A 15869-nucleotide genomic window follows, 5' to 3' on the forward strand; every position below is an offset into this window, starting at 1 on the left:
CTACTTTATTCGTTGCCCTCTTCCAAAAATTAGATATAAAATTGCTCCAATAACGGGGAAAAAAATCAACACTATAATCCAGATAATTTTATTATATCCAGTAAACTCATGTTTTAAAATGTCAATTAAAACATAAATATATAAAACAAAAGTAAAGACTACAAATACCATCATAAAAGAAGACATTAAAATACCCATCATTTTTAAACTCCTTTCTTAAAACTCTCTATATATTCATTCATTAAAGAAAAATCAACATTTTCATCAATTTTTATCTCTAAATCCATTAAATAAAGATTTTTTATATTAAACTCTTTTAATTTTACCAAATCTTTTCCAGTAGTTAAAATAGCATAATCTTTATACTCTTTTTGAATTTGTGAAATTTCCTCTTTTGTAAAAGTATGATGATCTGGAAAACTTATCATTTTTATATCTTTTGGTAGATATTCCAATAATCTTTTAGGTTTTGAAATTGCTGTTATTAAAAGAGTTTTATTTGGAAGTTCTTCAATATTTCCATCTTTTTTTATAGTAATAACTCTTTTAAAATCTTTTCCTTCAAGTAGTTCTATATCTGATTGAGCATAAAAACCTTTTGGTTCTCTATATCCACCACTTGGTAAACAAAAAATATTTGTAGGTTCATCTTTGGGTCTTAAAAGAATATTGAATTTTGAAATATGATATTTTGAAAATCCATCATCTAAAAATATGATTTTGCAACCTAATTCTTTTGCTTTTAAAATTGCAGTTACCCTATTTTCACTTACAATTACAGTTGCTTTTGGTAAAGAGTTTGCTAAAAGCATAGCTTCATCACCACTTGTTTTTACATCAACTTCTATTTTTCCTCTTAAACTTACTATTTGTAAACCTTTTGAAGCTCTTCCATAACCTCTTAAAATTATACAAACATCTTCATACTTTGAAGCAAGATTTATAGTAACTGGGGTTTTACCACTACCACCAACAATAATATTTCCAACAGAAATAATTGGTATTCCAAACTCTATTTGTTTTGCCATTGCCCTTTTTGTAAGAATAATTAGCATATAAATAAACGTTAAAGGTAATAATAAAAAAGAGATAAGTTTTTGAAAGTTATTTGGAAAGAAGAGATACTCTTCAATCCATAAGTAAAATTTTTGTTTCAAACTAAATTAAACCCATTGTGATGCAACTTCAATTACTTGGTCACATACATAGTTTACATCTTCATCACTAAGCCCAGCATAAATTGGAAGTGACAAAATCTGTTGATAGTTATTTAAAGCATTAGGAAATGCTGTAATTTTTATTGAATATTTTGTTTTGTAATAAGATAAAAGATGTAATGGAATATAATTAAGTCCAGTTGATACTCCTCTTTCTTTTAATGCTCTTGCAAAAGCATCTCTATTTCTAGAAATTTTTATAATAAATTGAGTAAAAATATGTTCATCTTTATGAGGTAAGATTGTGATATGTTTTACATTTGATAATCTTTTTTCATAAAGTTTAGCTATCTCTTTTCTTCTTTTTATAAATCTATCTGTTTTATTTAATTGTGCTAACGCATAAGCTGCATCAAGTTCAGATAAATCATATTTATGACCAATATCAACAACATCATATACGTAATCTAAGTTTCCATAACTATCATATGCAGTTGTAAGTGCGTGTGTTCTTAGAAGTTTTGCACGATTTGCTATCTCTTCATTATTTGTTACAATAACTCCAGATCTACTGATCGCATATTTTGAAGGAGATGGATTTGTTGAAAAAATTGTCATATCAGCTCTTAAATTTCCAACTTTTTTCCCTTTATAAGTTGCACCTAAAGATGCTCTACAATCTTCTATTAAAATAATTCCATATTTTTCTACAATATCATAAATTCTATCTAAATCCGGAGCTTGGCCACCAATAAATGTAATAATAGCTCCTCTTAATTTTTTAGAATCATTATTTGCCAAGGCTTCTTCAAATTTATCAATATCAATATTCATATCTTCCATATTAATATCAATAAAAATTGGTTCCGCATCAAAATGTCTTACAACTTCAGGAAGATTTATAAAAGAGTTTACAGACATTAAAATCTTATCTCCTCTTTTAAGTTTAATAGCACTTAGTGCTAAATGAACAGCAGCTGTAGATGTAGCAGTTGCAATAGCATATTTTGCACCAATATATTTTTTTATTCCATCTTCAAATTCTAAAACTTTTGATAAGTCATTTTTTGAATCCAAAACTGATTTAATTTGATTAAATTCATCATTATCAATTGTTGCTTTATATATTGCAATATTTTTTGCCATTTATCAATTCCACCTTATTTTAGCTATTGTTGGTAATTTACCTTTAAATGAGTTTGCTTTTACTCTATAATCTATTTTATCAATAAAAGGTTCATCAAAACCTAGTTTTATTAATTCATCTTTTGATTTATTCTCATCAATCATTGCTTTTAATAAATCATCCATTTCTTTATAAGTATGACCCAATTCTGATTCATCACTTTGCCCTTCCCATAAATCTGCACTAGGAGCTTTTCCTAAAATAGATTCAGGAATTTTTAAATATTTTGCAAATTCAAACTCATCACTTTTATAAATTTCCCCTATTGGATTAATTGCACAAGCAATATCTCCAAAAATTGTTCCATAACCTAAAAGTAATTCACTTCTATTTGAAGTTCCAACAACAAGTGATTTTTCTCTTGAAGATACATCATATAAAACTGACATTCTCATTCTTGCAGAGAAATTTCCAATTCTAAGTTTATCTTCATCCATATTTTTTATAAATGCACTAACCATTGGTTCAATTGAGATAATTTCATATTTGATATTGAATTTCTCGCATACTTCAATTGCATGTTCTGTTGAACTTTTTGATGAAAATTGTGATGGCATTAATACGCAGTTTAAATTATCACCAAAAGCTTCTTTACATAAAATAGCAACAACAGCTGAGTCTAAACCTCCTGAAAGTCCTACAGTTACTTTTTTAAGCCCTGTTTTAGCAACTTCATCTTTTAAAAATAAGATTAAATCTTGCTTAATTTTTTCCCAATTTATCATTTTTAATCCTTTATTAAGTAATTATATCTCATCTTTTTTTGTTTTTTCATAAATTTCATCTAAATAATTATTACTTATTTTAGATATGTTTTCTTTTCTTAATTCTAACTCTTTTTGAATATTCAAAAGTTCTTCTTCATCAAAGTATTCAAGGTATTTAGGATTTATTTCAATACTATCATTTGGATTTATTTTGATTAACTCTTTTATATTTTCTATTAATATTTCTTTCATAATTATTCTTTATTAAATTTATTTAAAATTTCTTCTAAATATAGTTCCATTTTTTCAACACCAATATCACTTTGTGAATTTTGACAAGATTTACAACAACTTCCAGCATCTGTTAATTTAGATAAATCTTCGAGAGTTTTTGCACCTTTTTCTTTAATTGAATAAATGATTTCACCTAAAGTTACGTGTTTACAAGTACAAACCACAAAAGAGTGAGGGAAACTTCTAGCCATCAAATTCCTTCTTTTTCACTATTTAAAATATCTTTACAATATATCTTTTTCTTAATTTTTCCAAAATCAGCCTCTTCAAATATACAAAATCTACAATCTGTTCCAGCAGTTGTAATATCTTGAATATCTCTAAGAGTTTTTGCATTTTGAGTGATTATTGCATCTTCAATTTGTGCAATTGTAACTTTTTTACAGTTACATACTTCATAAGTTTTAGGAAAATTTAGCAATTTTTATAAACCTTTATCTTTTTTGATGATTTCATATGCTTCATTTATCTCTTGAAGTTTTTTTGTAGCTTCATCAATAATATTTTGACTAGCTCCTTGTCCTGCTATAATATCTGGATGGTGTTTTTTCACTAAATTTCTATAATTTTTCTTTAATGTTGCTGCATCGTCATTTGGTGTTGACTGTAAAATTTCATAAGCTTTTTCTAAACTTGTAGCTTTATTTGAAGCTTGTTGTGCATAAAATGCTTCGAAAGTTGAAACTAATCTATCAAAATCCTCTTTTTTGATTTTTAATGCATTTGAAATATCTTCTGTTATCATCTTTTCCGTATTAGAAAACTCTTTATCAATAAATGCTAAATTTATTAGATATTCCATGATTTTTAAACGTTTATTATAATCATTTCTTGTTAAAGCATATAATTTTTCGCTAATTACAATAAGATTATCAAAACTTTGTTTCTCTGTTTCATATAAATTCTTTAATTTAGTTCTTACTTCTTCAAAATTTTCAAAATGACTTGAGATATCATTAAATGTATGTTTTAAAAGTTCAGCTTCAAGTTCACTAACTTTTCCATCGGCTTTTGCAACTTTTGCCATTAAAGCTACTAAAAGTCCTGCTTCGTGGTGTAATAAATCACCTTCAAATATCTCTTTTCTTTTTAAATTTATATTTTTAAACTCTTCTGTTTTATAGTTTTTTCCTATAAAAAATAAAATTGCAATTACAACTGCTAAAACTACTAATTCCATATTTTCCCTTATATTCTAGTTTTAATTTTTGGTTGATTTTAACAAATTTTAGGTAAAATCTCTCCCTTTAAATAGACAATGGAGTTACAAATGTTTGGAATGGGCTTTATGGAAATCTTACTAATTGCAATAATTGCAGTTATCGCACTAGGACCTGACAAATTGCCTGAAGCAATGGTTCAAATTGCAAAATTTATCAATAAATTTAAAACAGGTCTTGCAGATGCTAAATCTACATTAGATAACGAATTAAATATTTCAGAAATGAAATCAGAAGCAAATAAATTTAAATCTCAAATAGAAGAGACTAAAGCTTCATTATCTCTTGATTCTAAAATTGATTTAGGATTAAATGAAATTTTAAAAGATGATTTAAAAGATGATTCAATAAAAGAAAAAACAGAAAAAGTTTCATTTAAAAAAGAGAATAAATCAAAAGAAAAATTAGATAATAAAGAGGAAAATGCCTAATGTTTGAAGATTTAAAACCACATATTGCAGATTTAAGAAAAAGGCTTGTAATATCTACTTTAACTATTGTTGCAATGTTTTTTGTATGTTTTTCTTTTTATGAACCAATATTAAACTGGATGATGGTTCCTGTTGAAGCCGTACTTCCTAAAAATTCACATATGGTTGCAGTTGAACTTCAAGAAACATTTTTCACTGCATTAAAAGTTGCTTTTTTTACAGGATTTGTTTTTTCACTACCTGTAATTTTTTGGCAAATGTGGTTGTTCTTAGCTCCTGGACTTTATGATCATGAAAAAAAACTTGTTATTCCATTTGTATTTTTTGCAACATTAATGTTTACAATTGGAGGATCATTTGCTTATTATATTGTTGTTCCTTTTGGATTTGAATTTTTAGTAAATTTTGGTTCTGCTGTTGTTACTGTACTACCAAGTATTGGTGCATATGTAAGTTTTTTTACTAAATTATTAATTGGATTTGGGATTGCTTTTGAATTACCAGTTATTACATTTTTCTTTGCAAAGATTGGACTTGTTGATGATAAAATGCTAAAAGATTTTTTTAGATATGCAGTTGTGCTTATATTTATAATTGCTGCACTTTTAACTCCTCCTGATGTTTTAACTCAATTTTTAATGGCTGGTCCACTTATTTTATTATATGGAATTTCTATTTATGTAGCAAAAGTATTTAATCCAGCTGTAAAAGAAGAAGAGGAAGAATAAAATTGTTAGACCCTCTTAAAACTTCAAGTTATGATTATGATTTACCAAAAGAATTAATTGCAACAAAACCAGTAAGTCCAGCAGATAGTGCTAGACTTTTGGTTTATAATAGAAAAGAAAACAAAATCACTCATACAACATTTAAAAACCTTATGGAAGTTTTACCTTCTGATTTATCTATTTTTCTAAATGACACAAAAGTTATAAAAGCTAGAATCTTTGGAGAAAAAGAATCAGGTGGAAAAGTTGAACTTCTTTTAAATAAACCTCTTTTTATGGATAGATATCTTGTAATGATAAGAGGTAAAGTAAAAATTGGAACAAAACTATTTTTTGATGAAGATTTAATTGCAGAAGTAATTGAATTAAATGAAGATGGAACAAGAGTTGTTAAATTTTTTAAAGAAGACAAAAACCTAGATTTTTTAGAGCTTGTTGAAATCTTAAATAAGATTGGTCATCTTCCACTTCCTCCATATATGAATAGAGAAGATGAAAAAGAGGATGAAAAAGATTATCAAACTTTATTCGCTAGAAATTATGGAGCAGTTGCAGCGCCAACAGCATCACTTCATTTTACACCTGAACTATTGGAAAAAATTAATAATAAATATGATGTAAATTATCTTACACTTCATGTTGGTGCTGGAACTTTTAAACCAGTTGATGTAGATGAGATTTTAAATCATCCAATGCATAGTGAATATTTTGAAATAGGTATTGAAGCAAAAAAAGCTTTAGATAATGCAAAAAAAGTTTTAGCTGTAGGTACAACAGTTACTAGAACAGTTGAATACTATGCAAGAACAAATAAAATTCAAGGTGAATGTGATTTGTTTTTAAATCCATCAAATCAACCAATTAAAGTTGATTATTTACTTACAAATTTTCACTTACCAAAATCTACACTAATTATGCTTATTGCATCTTTTGTAGGATTAGAAAAAACACTTGAAATTTACCATGAAGCTATAAAAGAGAAATATAGATTTTACTCTTATGGTGATGGTATGTTAATAATTTAAAGGACAAAAATGGCATATTACGTACTATTTGATACAGAAACAACAGGAAACCAAGAAGAAGATAGAGTTATTCAATTTGGTGCTATGATTGTTGATCAAAAAGGAAAAGTTGAAGCTTTTGATGAATTTTGTTCAAGTGATGTTGAAATTAAACTTGAAGCGATGGAAGTTCATAATATAACTCCTAATTTGTTAATAGGAAAACCAAAAGCTACTGAAACGAGTTTTTATAAGAGATTAGAAGAATTAAATTCTAATGAAAACTTTTTAATAGCACACAATATCTCTTTTGATATGGGAATGATAAAAAAAGAGGGATTTGTAAATCAATATCAAATTATTGACACTTTAAGATGTGCAAAACATCTATTTCCTGAACTTCCTTATCATAGACTTCAATATATAAGATATGCACTTGAACTTTATAAAGTAGAAGAAATAGAAGCGTCAAAACATAATATCACTATAAAAGCTCATGATGCAATTGGTGATGTACTTGTAATGAAACTTTTTTTAACAAAACTTGTAGGAAGATGTAGAGAATTTTATCCTGATTATAATCCAATTGAAAAACTTGTGGATTTGACAAAAACTCCTGTTTTTATCAAAACTTTCAAATTTGGAAAATACAAAGGTAAAGATGTAGAAGAAGTTGCAAAAATAGATACAAATTATCTAAACTGGATGAGAACAAGTATGGAACTAGATGAAGATTTAAAATATACTTTAGATAAAGTTTTAAAATCTTAAATATAAAAATAGATTAAATACCATCATCAAAATATTCAAAATATAAAACGCCTTTTTATTAAATATTGAAAGAAATGAGAAAATCAAATAAAAAATAAAAAAATAAAAAGGTGTTTTGACTTCATAAACAAACATCTTAAAATCCAAAAAATATTTAATAAAGCCATCAAAATAAATAGCAAAATTAAAAATATGTGCAAAAATCTCAAAAGGATAAAAAAAGCTAAAAAAAATTGTAATTATTGGTGATAAAAACTGTATATATGACGTTTGAGGAAAATAATAATGAACTATTGGATTAAAAATCAAAAACATCCAAATATTAAATAAAAAAAGATGAATCAATCTATTTTTAAAACTAAAATATTGAAGATATAAAAAGATATAAAAAACAGCAATAATTGAAAACCAAAATCCTAAAGAAAAAAGATATTTAGGAAATAAAGATATTACAATTAAAGCTGTAAAAAAGAGAGTTTCAAAAGATAAAATTTTTATATTTGAACGAAGTAACAAAATACCTAAACAAAACATCACAAAAGCTCTTAAAAGTGAAGGAATTATTCCAGTTAAAAGTAAATAACAAAAAAGAAACAAAATTGTAATCAAAAGTAAATCATATTTTTTATTTCTATATAAAAAGTACTTTTTATGTAAAAAAGAATAAGGAAAATATAATAACCAATAAATAACAAAAGATAAAACCACAAGATGAAAACCACTTAATGCAATTAAGTGACTTATACTGTAATTTGTACAAATATCCCTTAAATCTTTTGAAATTGGAATTGCTAAAAACAAAGCTTGGAATAGTTCCTTTATCATCTCATTTTGATGATTTGAATCTATTTTTTGTACAATTTTATCTCTAAATAAAGGAGATTTTTCTAAGATATCAAAAGAAATAGTTTTTGTATAAAAACCTTTTAGATAATCTAAAAAACTAATATTTTTTGAAATAAAAATAATATTTAATAAATCAGATTTTTTTACATCTTCTTTTTTATCAATATTTGTAAAAAAATCATAATTATCTGCCTTTAATCTCAAAATATTAAATTCTTCTTTATTATAAATATTTAGAACTTCAACTTTTGTTTCATAAATTTCTTCATCAACTAAATCTAAATATTTACTATATTCAATAGAAATATTTAATAAAAATAGTGAAAATAAGAATAAAATTGTTACAATTTGTTTATTTTTCATTTTATTAATAATCATAAAGATTATTATACATAAAAAAATCATCTGAAAGGCTTTTTAATGCAAATAACAAACTCTACTTCATTATTCAATACAACATCAAAAGATACACTTTTATCAAAAGATAAAGATGAAATTTTAAATAATTCTTTTGAATCTTTAATTGAAGAAAAAAACGAAGATAAACAAAAAAATATAAAAATAAAAAATGATGAAAAAGAAGAAAGAGAGGCTTTAGTTAAAGATTTATTATCCTTATTAAAAACAGGATTTACAGAAAGTGAATTAGAAAGAATCAAAGAACTTCTAGAAAAATTAGAAACACTAAAAAAAAGAAAGTCATCTGATGGAGATTTAACATTAAGTCAAATAGAATCAACACTAAAAGATTTAAAAACAACTTTAATTGAAGCACAAGAAAAAGCAACAGGAAGATCAGTTAGAAATATTGATGAAGATTCAAATAGTTTTTTACCACTTCAAAAAGAAATTGAAGAAAAAATAAATGGATTAAAAAATAATTTTATACTTAATGAAAATGGTACTTCTTTAAAAGAGAACCAGTTGTTAAGTATTAGTTCAAGTGAACAATTAAAACTTCTAGAACAACTAAAACAAAAAAATAGAGTATAAAACTCTATTTTTTCTTCCAAATTGACATCTGTGAAATTGTATGTTGATATTTTCTATTTGTCTCTTTTATTACAAAAGGAACATCTAAAGTATCAAGTAATTCAAACTCTAAAGATAAGTTTTCTCTTAAAGTTTCAAATGTAGTTACTTCTTTATTATCTTTTATAAATCCACCTAACCAATTCTCTTTTGGTGTATAATCTTCAAGCCAAGTATAAGGACTCAAAAGAACAAGTAATCCATCTTTATTTACCCGTGATGGAATATCATCTAAAAATCTTTGAGGATAATATAATCTATCTATTAAATTTGAACAAAATACTAAATCATAGCCTGTATAAATATCCTTTAAATTACAAGCATCACCTTGCATAAAAGTTACTTTATTTTTAATATTTTCTAAATTTAACTCTTTTAAAGAGATAGATTTTTCTTCAAATAATTCACCCTCTTTTTTAATTTTATAAATCAAAGAATCATAAAGTTTTAGTTTAACACCGACATTTATAAAGTTTGCACTAAAATCAATCCCTAATACTTCATCATAAAGTTTTGCTAGCTCAAAAGAAGCTCGCCCTACTGAACAACCTAAATCAAGTGCTTTAGATGTTTTTAAACCATTTACATACGGTTTTAATAATTCAACAGAATTTACACAAAAGTTTTTAACTCCAAAATTTCCATCAGCATAATGAAATTCACAATATTGAGAAATTAATTCATCTGTTTCATAAACATTATTATTCAGTTTTGTTCTATATTCATTAGAAGATTTTACATATCTAAATCCAGCATGCTGAAAAAAGTGTTTTCTAAAAGCATATCTTGCTTCTTTTAATGTTTCATTTCCTAAACTTATAAATGAACCACCTTTCATTAAAGCATGTCTATCATCAAAAGTTGGAGTTGTAAAATCGTCATAAATAGGATGTGTGATAAAATCATCAAAAGGATAAGTTGGAGTTAAACTCCATTGCCAAACATTACCAACAACATCATAAAACTCATCAAATTTATGTTTATCAACTCTACTTTGATTAAACTGTTTAAGTCCAATATTTGCATCTTTATTCTGAGCATCTACAAAATCATAGAGTCTATAATATTCATCTTCACTTGGAAGTCTAACTTCAAATCCTAATTTTGAAGATTTATATTTACAAAAAGCTTCTGCCTCATATAAATTTACATCAACTGGATAATTAAGAGGAAGAGGAATTATTCTATTTATCTCTCTTAAGAAATAATTATCATCTTTTTTTATCCAAAATATCGGATATTTTGCTTGTGTAAAATCTAACCATTCCCTTCCTTCTTTTGAAAAAAATTCAGGTTTATTATATCCACCCTCTTTTACAAACTCTAAGTATTCACCATTTGAAACAAGATATTTTGAAGCTTGGAAATCTTTTATAAATGCTTTATGATATGAAAATTCATTATCCCAACCATAAAAAATTGGATTTTTTCTATCTTTTTGTAAAATAACTGTATTACCTTTTACATCAATTAACTCATTTGTAGGATAATTTTGAGAAAATTCATTTGAATATTTAAATAATTCATCTTCTTTTAAATATTTTATATCTAATTCTCGAAGTAATACAGAACTAGTTTCAATATGAATATTTTCATGTTCAATTCCCATCAAAATAATCCACATAGGTGAATCCCAATTTATTGGCATTGTAAACTCTATATTTTCAATTAAATCTAAAATTATTTCTTTTACTTTTGCTCTATACTCTTTTATTTCCTCAAAAGTTGGCCATTTATAATTCCCAGAATTTAAATCATCCCAACTCATTTCATCAACACCAATAGCAAAAATTGATTCAAACTCTTTATTTACTCTATGTTTTAAAATATTTGCTAAAACTAATTTATTTATGAAAAAAGTTGCAGTATGTCCGTAATAAAAAATAAGTGGATGTCTTAATCTATTTGCTTGTTCATAAATAAATTTTTTTTCTTTCAATAAATCAAAAAGTTTTTCATCCAATTCATAAGTTTGTAAAAACTGCTTTTTAATTTCAACTCTTTTTTCTTCAATTGTGCCCGTACTTAAATTTACGCTATTTTTTATATAATTCATTCATTTCCTTTTATACTCTTATTCAAATTAATCTATCTAAAAATTCTAATTTTTTTATTTTATTGTTTTTTTCAAACTCTTTGTATATATTTAATAGTTGGTTCAACTCACTTTCTCCTAAAAATGAAATATAATTTTCAAGTTTTAAAACTACATCATCTACTTCTATTTTTAAAAGAGATTTTGAAATATAATTCTCTATTAAAACCATTCCTAATCTTTTTACTGATTTTGTTTGTTCAAGAATTTCTAAAGCATCATTTGTTGCATTTAAAACTTCATTACATAAATTCAATGAAAAAGAATTCAAAATTTTATATAACACATTTAATGCAAAATTATGTAAAACAATAGGCATTTCATCCCTATCTCCAACAGATTCTTTCAGAATCATTCCTAGTTTTCCATATTTGATTGATTTATCAATGATTTTTTCATCTTTTATTTCTTGTTCTATATATTTACATCTATAAGAAATAGCCATATTTACAAATGTTGCTCCATATTCAAAAGCTCCAAGTGTTGGAATTGATAAACATTTTTTATAGAAAACTATTGCTTCATCATAATTTTCTTCCCATTCTTTTAGATTTGCTTTTATATTATAAAAATGCCACAACCATAATGGTTCATTATCTTCACTGTGAGAAAATAGTAATGTTTCTAATTTATTTAAAGACTCTATTGCTTCTTCTTTTAAAGCTTCATTTCTTTGAGAGATTATTATCCATGCAGCTTTTCTTTGATAATATCTGATTTCGATATCTGTTGGTTTTGAACTTTTTCCTAAATTTAACTCTTTTGGTAAACTATCATAAGCTTGTTCAAATTTTCCCATTCTTTCATATAAAGAACAAATATTTAAAGCATATTTATTTGGATTAATTTCATATAAATATTGATTTAAAAGTATTGCTTGTTCAAAGTGCCCATTTCTCTCAAATAAAAATGCTAAATCATTTAAAGCATCTATTGAAATCTTTCTATAATAAGAGTTATTTGAACTTTCAAAAGTGTTTACATCATTGAAATCAAACATATAACCAGCAATTTCAAACCAATAAAAATTTATTAATTCATATTGTTGTTTATTTTTAATTGACCTTATAAATTTTTCTAAAATTTTTATAGTTCTTCTTTTATCTAAAACTATATCTTTTACATAATAATATAAAATCAAAAGAGATATAGGATTTTCAAATCTTTCAATACACTCTTCAATATGATTTCTAAGATAATAAGCAAGACGTTTTTCCTCTTCACTTAAATCTTTAAAGATTACATTTTGTGTGAAAAAAACTTGTAAAGATTTTTCTTGAACTAAAAATCTAAAATCATCAAAACTTCTATTTATAAAATTTTGAAAACCAAAAATCAGTTGATTTTTTGAATCATTTTCTTCTTTTATGAAGTTCTTTCCACAATATTCAAAAAGCTCCAATGATATAAAAGTCTTTTTATCTCTTTGTTTTGCAATAACTGTTGAACACAGTTGCATTAAAGAATAAAGTTTTTGTTCTTTTGCGCTTAATAGAATTTCTACATCACATTTTTTAGGTATTTTTTCTGATTTTATTACTTCTAAATTTAATATTTCAAATTTATTTACTCTTTTTATAATTGTTTGTAATTTATCATTTCTGATATAAAAATTTATATTTGAAAATCTATTTACAACTCTACTTGTAAATATCTTCCAAATCCAATGTTCACTATCTTCTAAATCAAAATTATAAAGATGAATTTCCATCTTTTTATCAAAATTTGAAAGAGCTAGTTCTAGTTTTCTTAATTTTCTAATATCTTTATTAAACCAAGATGAAATCAAAGTTTTAAATTCATTTCCTTCACCATCTAAAATTGATGGCATCATCAATAATCCTAAAAAGAAAACAAAAACAAAAATAAAAGATATATAATCATTAAATTCCCAAGAAGAAGGCATTTCAAATATCATCTTCTTTAAAAAATCTTCATAAATTGATACAGATAATAAAGCTATTAAAATCACAAGAACAGAAATAACTGAAATAAAAGTTGCTATAAATCTTTTTTTCAAAAAATATAAAAAAGAAGAAGTTCCAGCCAGCAAATTTATATCTGCTTCAAACTTATCTAAACTATCGTTTTCACAATATGTTACATATAAACTATTATTTTTCTTTGTGATACAACTATCTTCTTTTGTTTTTCTCTTTGAATTACAAAGTTTTGAAATATGAATAAAACAACTATTTTGGTTCATTTAACTTTTAGTTCCTTCACGTGCAGCTTTATTTTGAATTGAATCAGTAAAACTATAATTTCCATTTTTTAAGATAAAAGGATAATTTTCAAAAATTTTTTCAAAATCTTTATTAAAATCCTCATCATAATTTTTTAATGCATCTTTTACTATTTGTGTATATTTTTCTGGTATAAAAGAATTTTTATCACCAGTTTTTGCTAATTTATCTTCTTTTGTAGTCATAAAAGCTATCAAATCAGCTTTTACATCTAAATTTAAAACATCTTCTTTTTTTATAGTTATACAACTATAATTTTTTTCTCTTAGCTTTAAAATTTCTAACTCTTCATCAGATATTTCAATCATTACACCATATAAAGTAGAGTTTTCACTTTTTTTAATATTTAAAAAAACTCCATTTATAGCTTTATCTTCCCCTTCAAATTGTATAGATTCTACGGCATTCCAAATTCTCTCATAACCTTTAATTTTCACAGGAAGTAAATCTTTTTGAGATAAAACTCTTTTAAAAGATTTTTGAGCACTAGAAAGATTTATTAGTGAGCCAAAACCAAAAAGATACATAATTAAACCAATTTTTCTTTACAAATTACTATTCCATCAACATCAACATAAATATAATCACCTGGATAAATTTCTACATCATCAATAACTAAAGGAACACCAATTTGTCCATCTTGAACTGGAATATATTTTCTTGGACAAGTTCCTTTTGCAAGAAGACCAATTTCAAAATCTTTTGTATTAATAGTATCTCTTACATAACCATTTACAATAATTCCTTCATATTTATTATCTGCTGCAAATTTCATTAGATTATCTCCAACTACTGCAAAATATCTCATATTTACATCAACAACTACAACTTTTCCCGTTCCATCATTGTTTTTTAAAAATGTTGCTAAATCTTTATTATTTTTTTCTAGTTTTACAGTAATCACTTCACCCTTAAACTTTTTATTTCCACCATAAGATTTAAAATCTGGTCCTAAAATTTGTACTTTTTCACTAAACTCATCGCATAAATCTGCTGTAAAAAATCCCATAAAACTATCCTTAACTATAATATTTATTAAATGATAATATTATCTCATTTTAGAATTAAATTATTCTTATTTAGTAATAATTACACATTATTTATACTAATAAGTTATAATTTTTTATTACAAAAAGGATTTTTATGAAAAATTTATTCCAAATTTTTTTATTAATATTTTTATCATATTTTTTAAGTGGCTGTAGTGCTAAAAAATTAACTGTAAGAACTTTACATCCTTCAAAAATTGAAAAAGAAAAAATAAATACAGTTCTTGTTGAAAGATTCAGAAATGATGATGTAAATCAAACAATAAGTTTAAAAAATAAAATAGCAAATAAAATTGTAGATAATCAAAGAGTTTTTACACTAAAAAATGATATTTTCGGAACTGATGCAATAATTACAGGAGAAGTTTTAAATTCTTCAGTTGCTTTTCAAACATATTATAGAAATGAAATAGATTATTCAAGATGTAGATTTTATAGATATGATGAAAAAAGTAAAATAAAGCATTGTATAGAATATGCTATTAGATATATCCCTTGTGAAAATAGAACATATAATGTTACAACAAATATTCAAGTTATAAAACCTATAAACAACAGTGTAATTTTCTCAAAAACTTATGATAAATCAAGTTATGAAACTGAATGTTATGATAGACCACCCTATTCATTTCCTTATTTTCCACATACAAGATCATCTTTTGATAAACATAGAATAAATTCTCAAATTGCAGATGAAATAGCTAGTGATATTTTGGATGACATTTCTCCTCATTATGTCTATTTCAACATCAATATTATCGAAGAATTAGATGATCAGAATCCAATATATACAAAAGAACAAAGAAATAGATTTGAAAACATTGTAAATCTAATTGAAGATACTAGATTAGATATTGCAAAAGCCGAACTTGAAATTTTAGATAAAGAATTAAATCAAAAAAGTTTTGAAGTAATCTATAATCTAGCTTTAATCTATGAAGCTTATGGAAAACTTGAAATTGCAAATAATTTATATAATCAAGCAAAAACTCTCACTTCAAATGTTGAATATTTAGATTTAATCAATTATGGGATTAATCGTACAAATATTAATTTAGAAGAAAAAATAAAAGCTAAGTCACAACTTCCATAAAATAGGGATA

At 24.7% G+C, this 15869-nt stretch carries 19 protein-coding genes; 6 read left to right on the forward strand and 13 right to left on the reverse strand.

The genetic code is table 11. The features are described 5' to 3' along the window. Genes ABLL_RS08000 through ABLL_RS08035 form a run of 8 tightly spaced genes read right to left on the reverse strand, consistent with a single transcriptional unit; the run spans position 1 to position 4524 of the window. Positions 1-201 (reverse strand): PLDc N-terminal domain-containing protein, encoded by a 201-nt coding sequence (locus ABLL_RS08000; protein ID WP_014474283.1) that lies wholly within the window; start codon positions 199-201, stop codon positions 1-3. A 2-nt stretch (positions 202-203) separates the two neighbouring features. After that, positions 204-1157, reverse strand: a complete 954-nt coding sequence (locus ABLL_RS08005) for a tetraacyldisaccharide 4'-kinase (protein WP_014474284.1) — start codon at positions 1155-1157, stop codon at positions 204-206. 6 nt (positions 1158-1163) lie between these two features. Further along, complete coding sequence (locus tag ABLL_RS08010) at positions 1164-2303, reverse strand: DegT/DnrJ/EryC1/StrS aminotransferase family protein (protein ID WP_014474285.1); 1140 nt, start codon at positions 2301-2303, stop codon at positions 1164-1166. A 3-nt stretch (positions 2304-2306) separates the two neighbouring features. Next, positions 2307-3068, reverse strand: coding sequence for an NAD+ synthase (locus ABLL_RS08015; protein WP_014474286.1), 762 nt, complete (start codon positions 3066-3068; stop codon positions 2307-2309). Between the two features lie 21 nt (positions 3069-3089). After that, positions 3090-3302, reverse strand: a complete 213-nt coding sequence (locus ABLL_RS08020) for a hypothetical protein (RefSeq protein ID WP_014474287.1) — start codon at positions 3300-3302, stop codon at positions 3090-3092. Positions 3303-3304: 2 nt separating this feature from the next. Next, positions 3305-3535: a (2Fe-2S)-binding protein gene (locus tag ABLL_RS08025; RefSeq protein ID WP_014474288.1), complete on the reverse strand. Its 231-nt coding sequence runs from the start codon at positions 3533-3535 to the stop codon at positions 3305-3307. After that, on the reverse strand, positions 3535-3765 hold the full coding sequence (locus ABLL_RS08030) for a (2Fe-2S)-binding protein (RefSeq protein ID WP_014474289.1): 231 nt from the start codon (positions 3763-3765) through the stop codon (positions 3535-3537). Before ABLL_RS08030 ends, ABLL_RS08025 begins: the two co-directional genes overlap by 1 nt. Before the next feature lie 3 nt (positions 3766-3768). Beyond that, a complete protein-coding gene (locus ABLL_RS08035; RefSeq protein WP_014474290.1) occupies positions 3769-4524 on the reverse strand; it encodes a TerB family tellurite resistance protein in 756 nt (251 codons plus the stop codon). Between the two features lie 78 nt (positions 4525-4602). Between ABLL_RS08035 and tatB the strand changes: the two genes are divergently transcribed. The 4 genes from tatB to ABLL_RS08055 are packed head-to-tail and all read left to right on the forward strand — an operon-like array spanning position 4603 to position 7498. Next, positions 4603-4995, forward strand: a complete 393-nt coding sequence (tatB, locus tag ABLL_RS08040) for a Sec-independent protein translocase protein TatB (protein ID WP_258239350.1) — start codon at positions 4603-4605, stop codon at positions 4993-4995. After that, positions 4995-5723 (forward strand): twin-arginine translocase subunit TatC, encoded by a 729-nt coding sequence (gene tatC, locus ABLL_RS08045; RefSeq protein ID WP_014474292.1) that lies wholly within the window; start codon positions 4995-4997, stop codon positions 5721-5723. Before tatB ends, tatC begins: the two co-directional genes overlap by 1 nt. A 2-nt stretch (positions 5724-5725) precedes the next feature. Then, positions 5726-6748: a tRNA preQ1(34) S-adenosylmethionine ribosyltransferase-isomerase QueA gene (queA, locus tag ABLL_RS08050; RefSeq protein WP_014474293.1), complete on the forward strand. Its 1023-nt coding sequence runs from the start codon at positions 5726-5728 to the stop codon at positions 6746-6748. A gap of 9 nt (positions 6749-6757) precedes the next feature. Beyond that, positions 6758-7498, forward strand: a complete 741-nt coding sequence (locus tag ABLL_RS08055; protein ID WP_014474294.1) for a 3'-5' exonuclease — start codon at positions 6758-6760, stop codon at positions 7496-7498. Here ABLL_RS08055 and ABLL_RS08060 read toward each other — a convergent pair. Then, positions 7487-8722: a ComEC/Rec2 family competence protein gene (locus ABLL_RS08060; protein WP_041655169.1), complete on the reverse strand. Its 1236-nt coding sequence runs from the start codon at positions 8720-8722 to the stop codon at positions 7487-7489. The two genes, ABLL_RS08055 and ABLL_RS08060, sit on opposite strands and share 12 nt — an antisense overlap. Before the next feature lie 42 nt (positions 8723-8764). On the opposite strand from ABLL_RS08060, the gene ABLL_RS08065 reads away from it, so the two are divergent. Then, a complete protein-coding gene (locus tag ABLL_RS08065) occupies positions 8765-9337 on the forward strand; it encodes a hypothetical protein (protein ID WP_014474296.1) in 573 nt (190 codons plus the stop codon). Positions 9338-9341: 4 nt separating this feature from the next. Here ABLL_RS08065 and ovoA read toward each other — a convergent pair whose 3' ends face one another. From ovoA to rraA, 4 genes are read right to left on the reverse strand one after another with little or no spacing between them, the layout of a single operon-like run. Further along, entirely contained in the window at positions 9342-11432 is a 2091-nt protein-coding gene (gene ovoA / locus ABLL_RS08070; protein ID WP_014474297.1) for a 5-histidylcysteine sulfoxide synthase, read from the reverse strand. Between the two features lie 22 nt (positions 11433-11454). Further along, entirely contained in the window at positions 11455-13677 is a 2223-nt protein-coding gene (locus ABLL_RS08075; protein ID WP_014474298.1) for a lipopolysaccharide assembly protein LapB, read from the reverse strand. Continuing rightward, positions 13678-14244 carry a gamma-glutamylcyclotransferase gene (locus tag ABLL_RS08080; RefSeq protein WP_014474299.1) on the reverse strand — a complete coding sequence of 189 codons (567 nt, stop codon included), beginning with the start codon at positions 14242-14244 and terminating at the stop codon, positions 13678-13680. A gap of 2 nt (positions 14245-14246) precedes the next feature. Then, the gene (rraA, locus tag ABLL_RS08085) at positions 14247-14726 is read right to left on the reverse strand and encodes a ribonuclease E activity regulator RraA (protein WP_014474300.1); all 480 of its coding nucleotides are present in this window, start codon (positions 14724-14726) and stop codon (positions 14247-14249) included. Positions 14727-14860: 134 nt separating this feature from the next. Between rraA and ABLL_RS08090 the strand changes: the two genes are divergently transcribed. Beyond that, positions 14861-15859 carry a hypothetical protein gene (locus tag ABLL_RS08090; protein ID WP_014474301.1) on the forward strand — a complete coding sequence of 333 codons (999 nt, stop codon included), beginning with the start codon at positions 14861-14863 and terminating at the stop codon, positions 15857-15859. Positions 15860-15869 lie beyond the last annotated feature (10 nt).

The sequence above is a fragment of the Arcobacter sp. L genome, from assembly GCF_000284235.1.
GTDB classification, from domain to species: Bacteria; Campylobacterota; Campylobacteria; order Campylobacterales; family Arcobacteraceae; genus Aliarcobacter; species Aliarcobacter defluvii.

Excerpts from the sequence above, each read along its gene's own strand:
- tatC (WP_014474292.1), top strand. The coding sequence starts at position 4,995 with ATGTTTGAAGATTTAAAACCACATATTGCAGATTTAAGAAAAAGGCTT.
- ABLL_RS08080 (WP_014474299.1), bottom strand. The coding sequence starts at position 14,244 with ATGTATCTTTTTGGTTTTGGCTCACTAATAAATCTTTCTAGTGCTCAA.
- tatB (WP_258239350.1), top strand. The coding sequence starts at position 4,603 with ATGGAGTTACAAATGTTTGGAATGGGCTTTATGGAAATCTTACTAATT.
- ABLL_RS08000 (WP_014474283.1), bottom strand. The coding sequence starts at position 201 with ATGATGGGTATTTTAATGTCTTCTTTTATGATGGTATTTGTAGTCTTT.
- ABLL_RS08010 (WP_014474285.1), bottom strand. The coding sequence starts at position 2,303 with ATGGCAAAAAATATTGCAATATATAAAGCAACAATTGATAATGATGAA.
- ABLL_RS08020 (WP_014474287.1), bottom strand. The coding sequence starts at position 3,302 with ATGAAAGAAATATTAATAGAAAATATAAAAGAGTTAATCAAAATAAAT.
- ovoA (WP_014474297.1), bottom strand. The coding sequence starts at position 11,432 with ATGAATTATATAAAAAATAGCGTAAATTTAAGTACGGGCACAATTGAA.
- ABLL_RS08055 (WP_014474294.1), top strand. The coding sequence starts at position 6,758 with ATGGCATATTACGTACTATTTGATACAGAAACAACAGGAAACCAAGAA.
- ABLL_RS08090 (WP_014474301.1), top strand. The coding sequence starts at position 14,861 with ATGAAAAATTTATTCCAAATTTTTTTATTAATATTTTTATCATATTTT.
- ABLL_RS08060 (WP_041655169.1), bottom strand. The coding sequence starts at position 8,722 with ATGATTATTAATAAAATGAAAAATAAACAAATTGTAACAATTTTATTC.
- ABLL_RS08075 (WP_014474298.1), bottom strand. The coding sequence starts at position 13,677 with ATGAACCAAAATAGTTGTTTTATTCATATTTCAAAACTTTGTAATTCA.
- rraA (WP_014474300.1), bottom strand. The coding sequence starts at position 14,726 with ATGGGATTTTTTACAGCAGATTTATGCGATGAGTTTAGTGAAAAAGTA.
- ABLL_RS08015 (WP_014474286.1), bottom strand. The coding sequence starts at position 3,068 with ATGATAAATTGGGAAAAAATTAAGCAAGATTTAATCTTATTTTTAAAA.
- ABLL_RS08025 (WP_014474288.1), bottom strand. The coding sequence starts at position 3,535 with ATGGCTAGAAGTTTCCCTCACTCTTTTGTGGTTTGTACTTGTAAACAC.
- ABLL_RS08065 (WP_014474296.1), top strand. The coding sequence starts at position 8,765 with ATGCAAATAACAAACTCTACTTCATTATTCAATACAACATCAAAAGAT.
- ABLL_RS08035 (WP_014474290.1), bottom strand. The coding sequence starts at position 4,524 with ATGGAATTAGTAGTTTTAGCAGTTGTAATTGCAATTTTATTTTTTATA.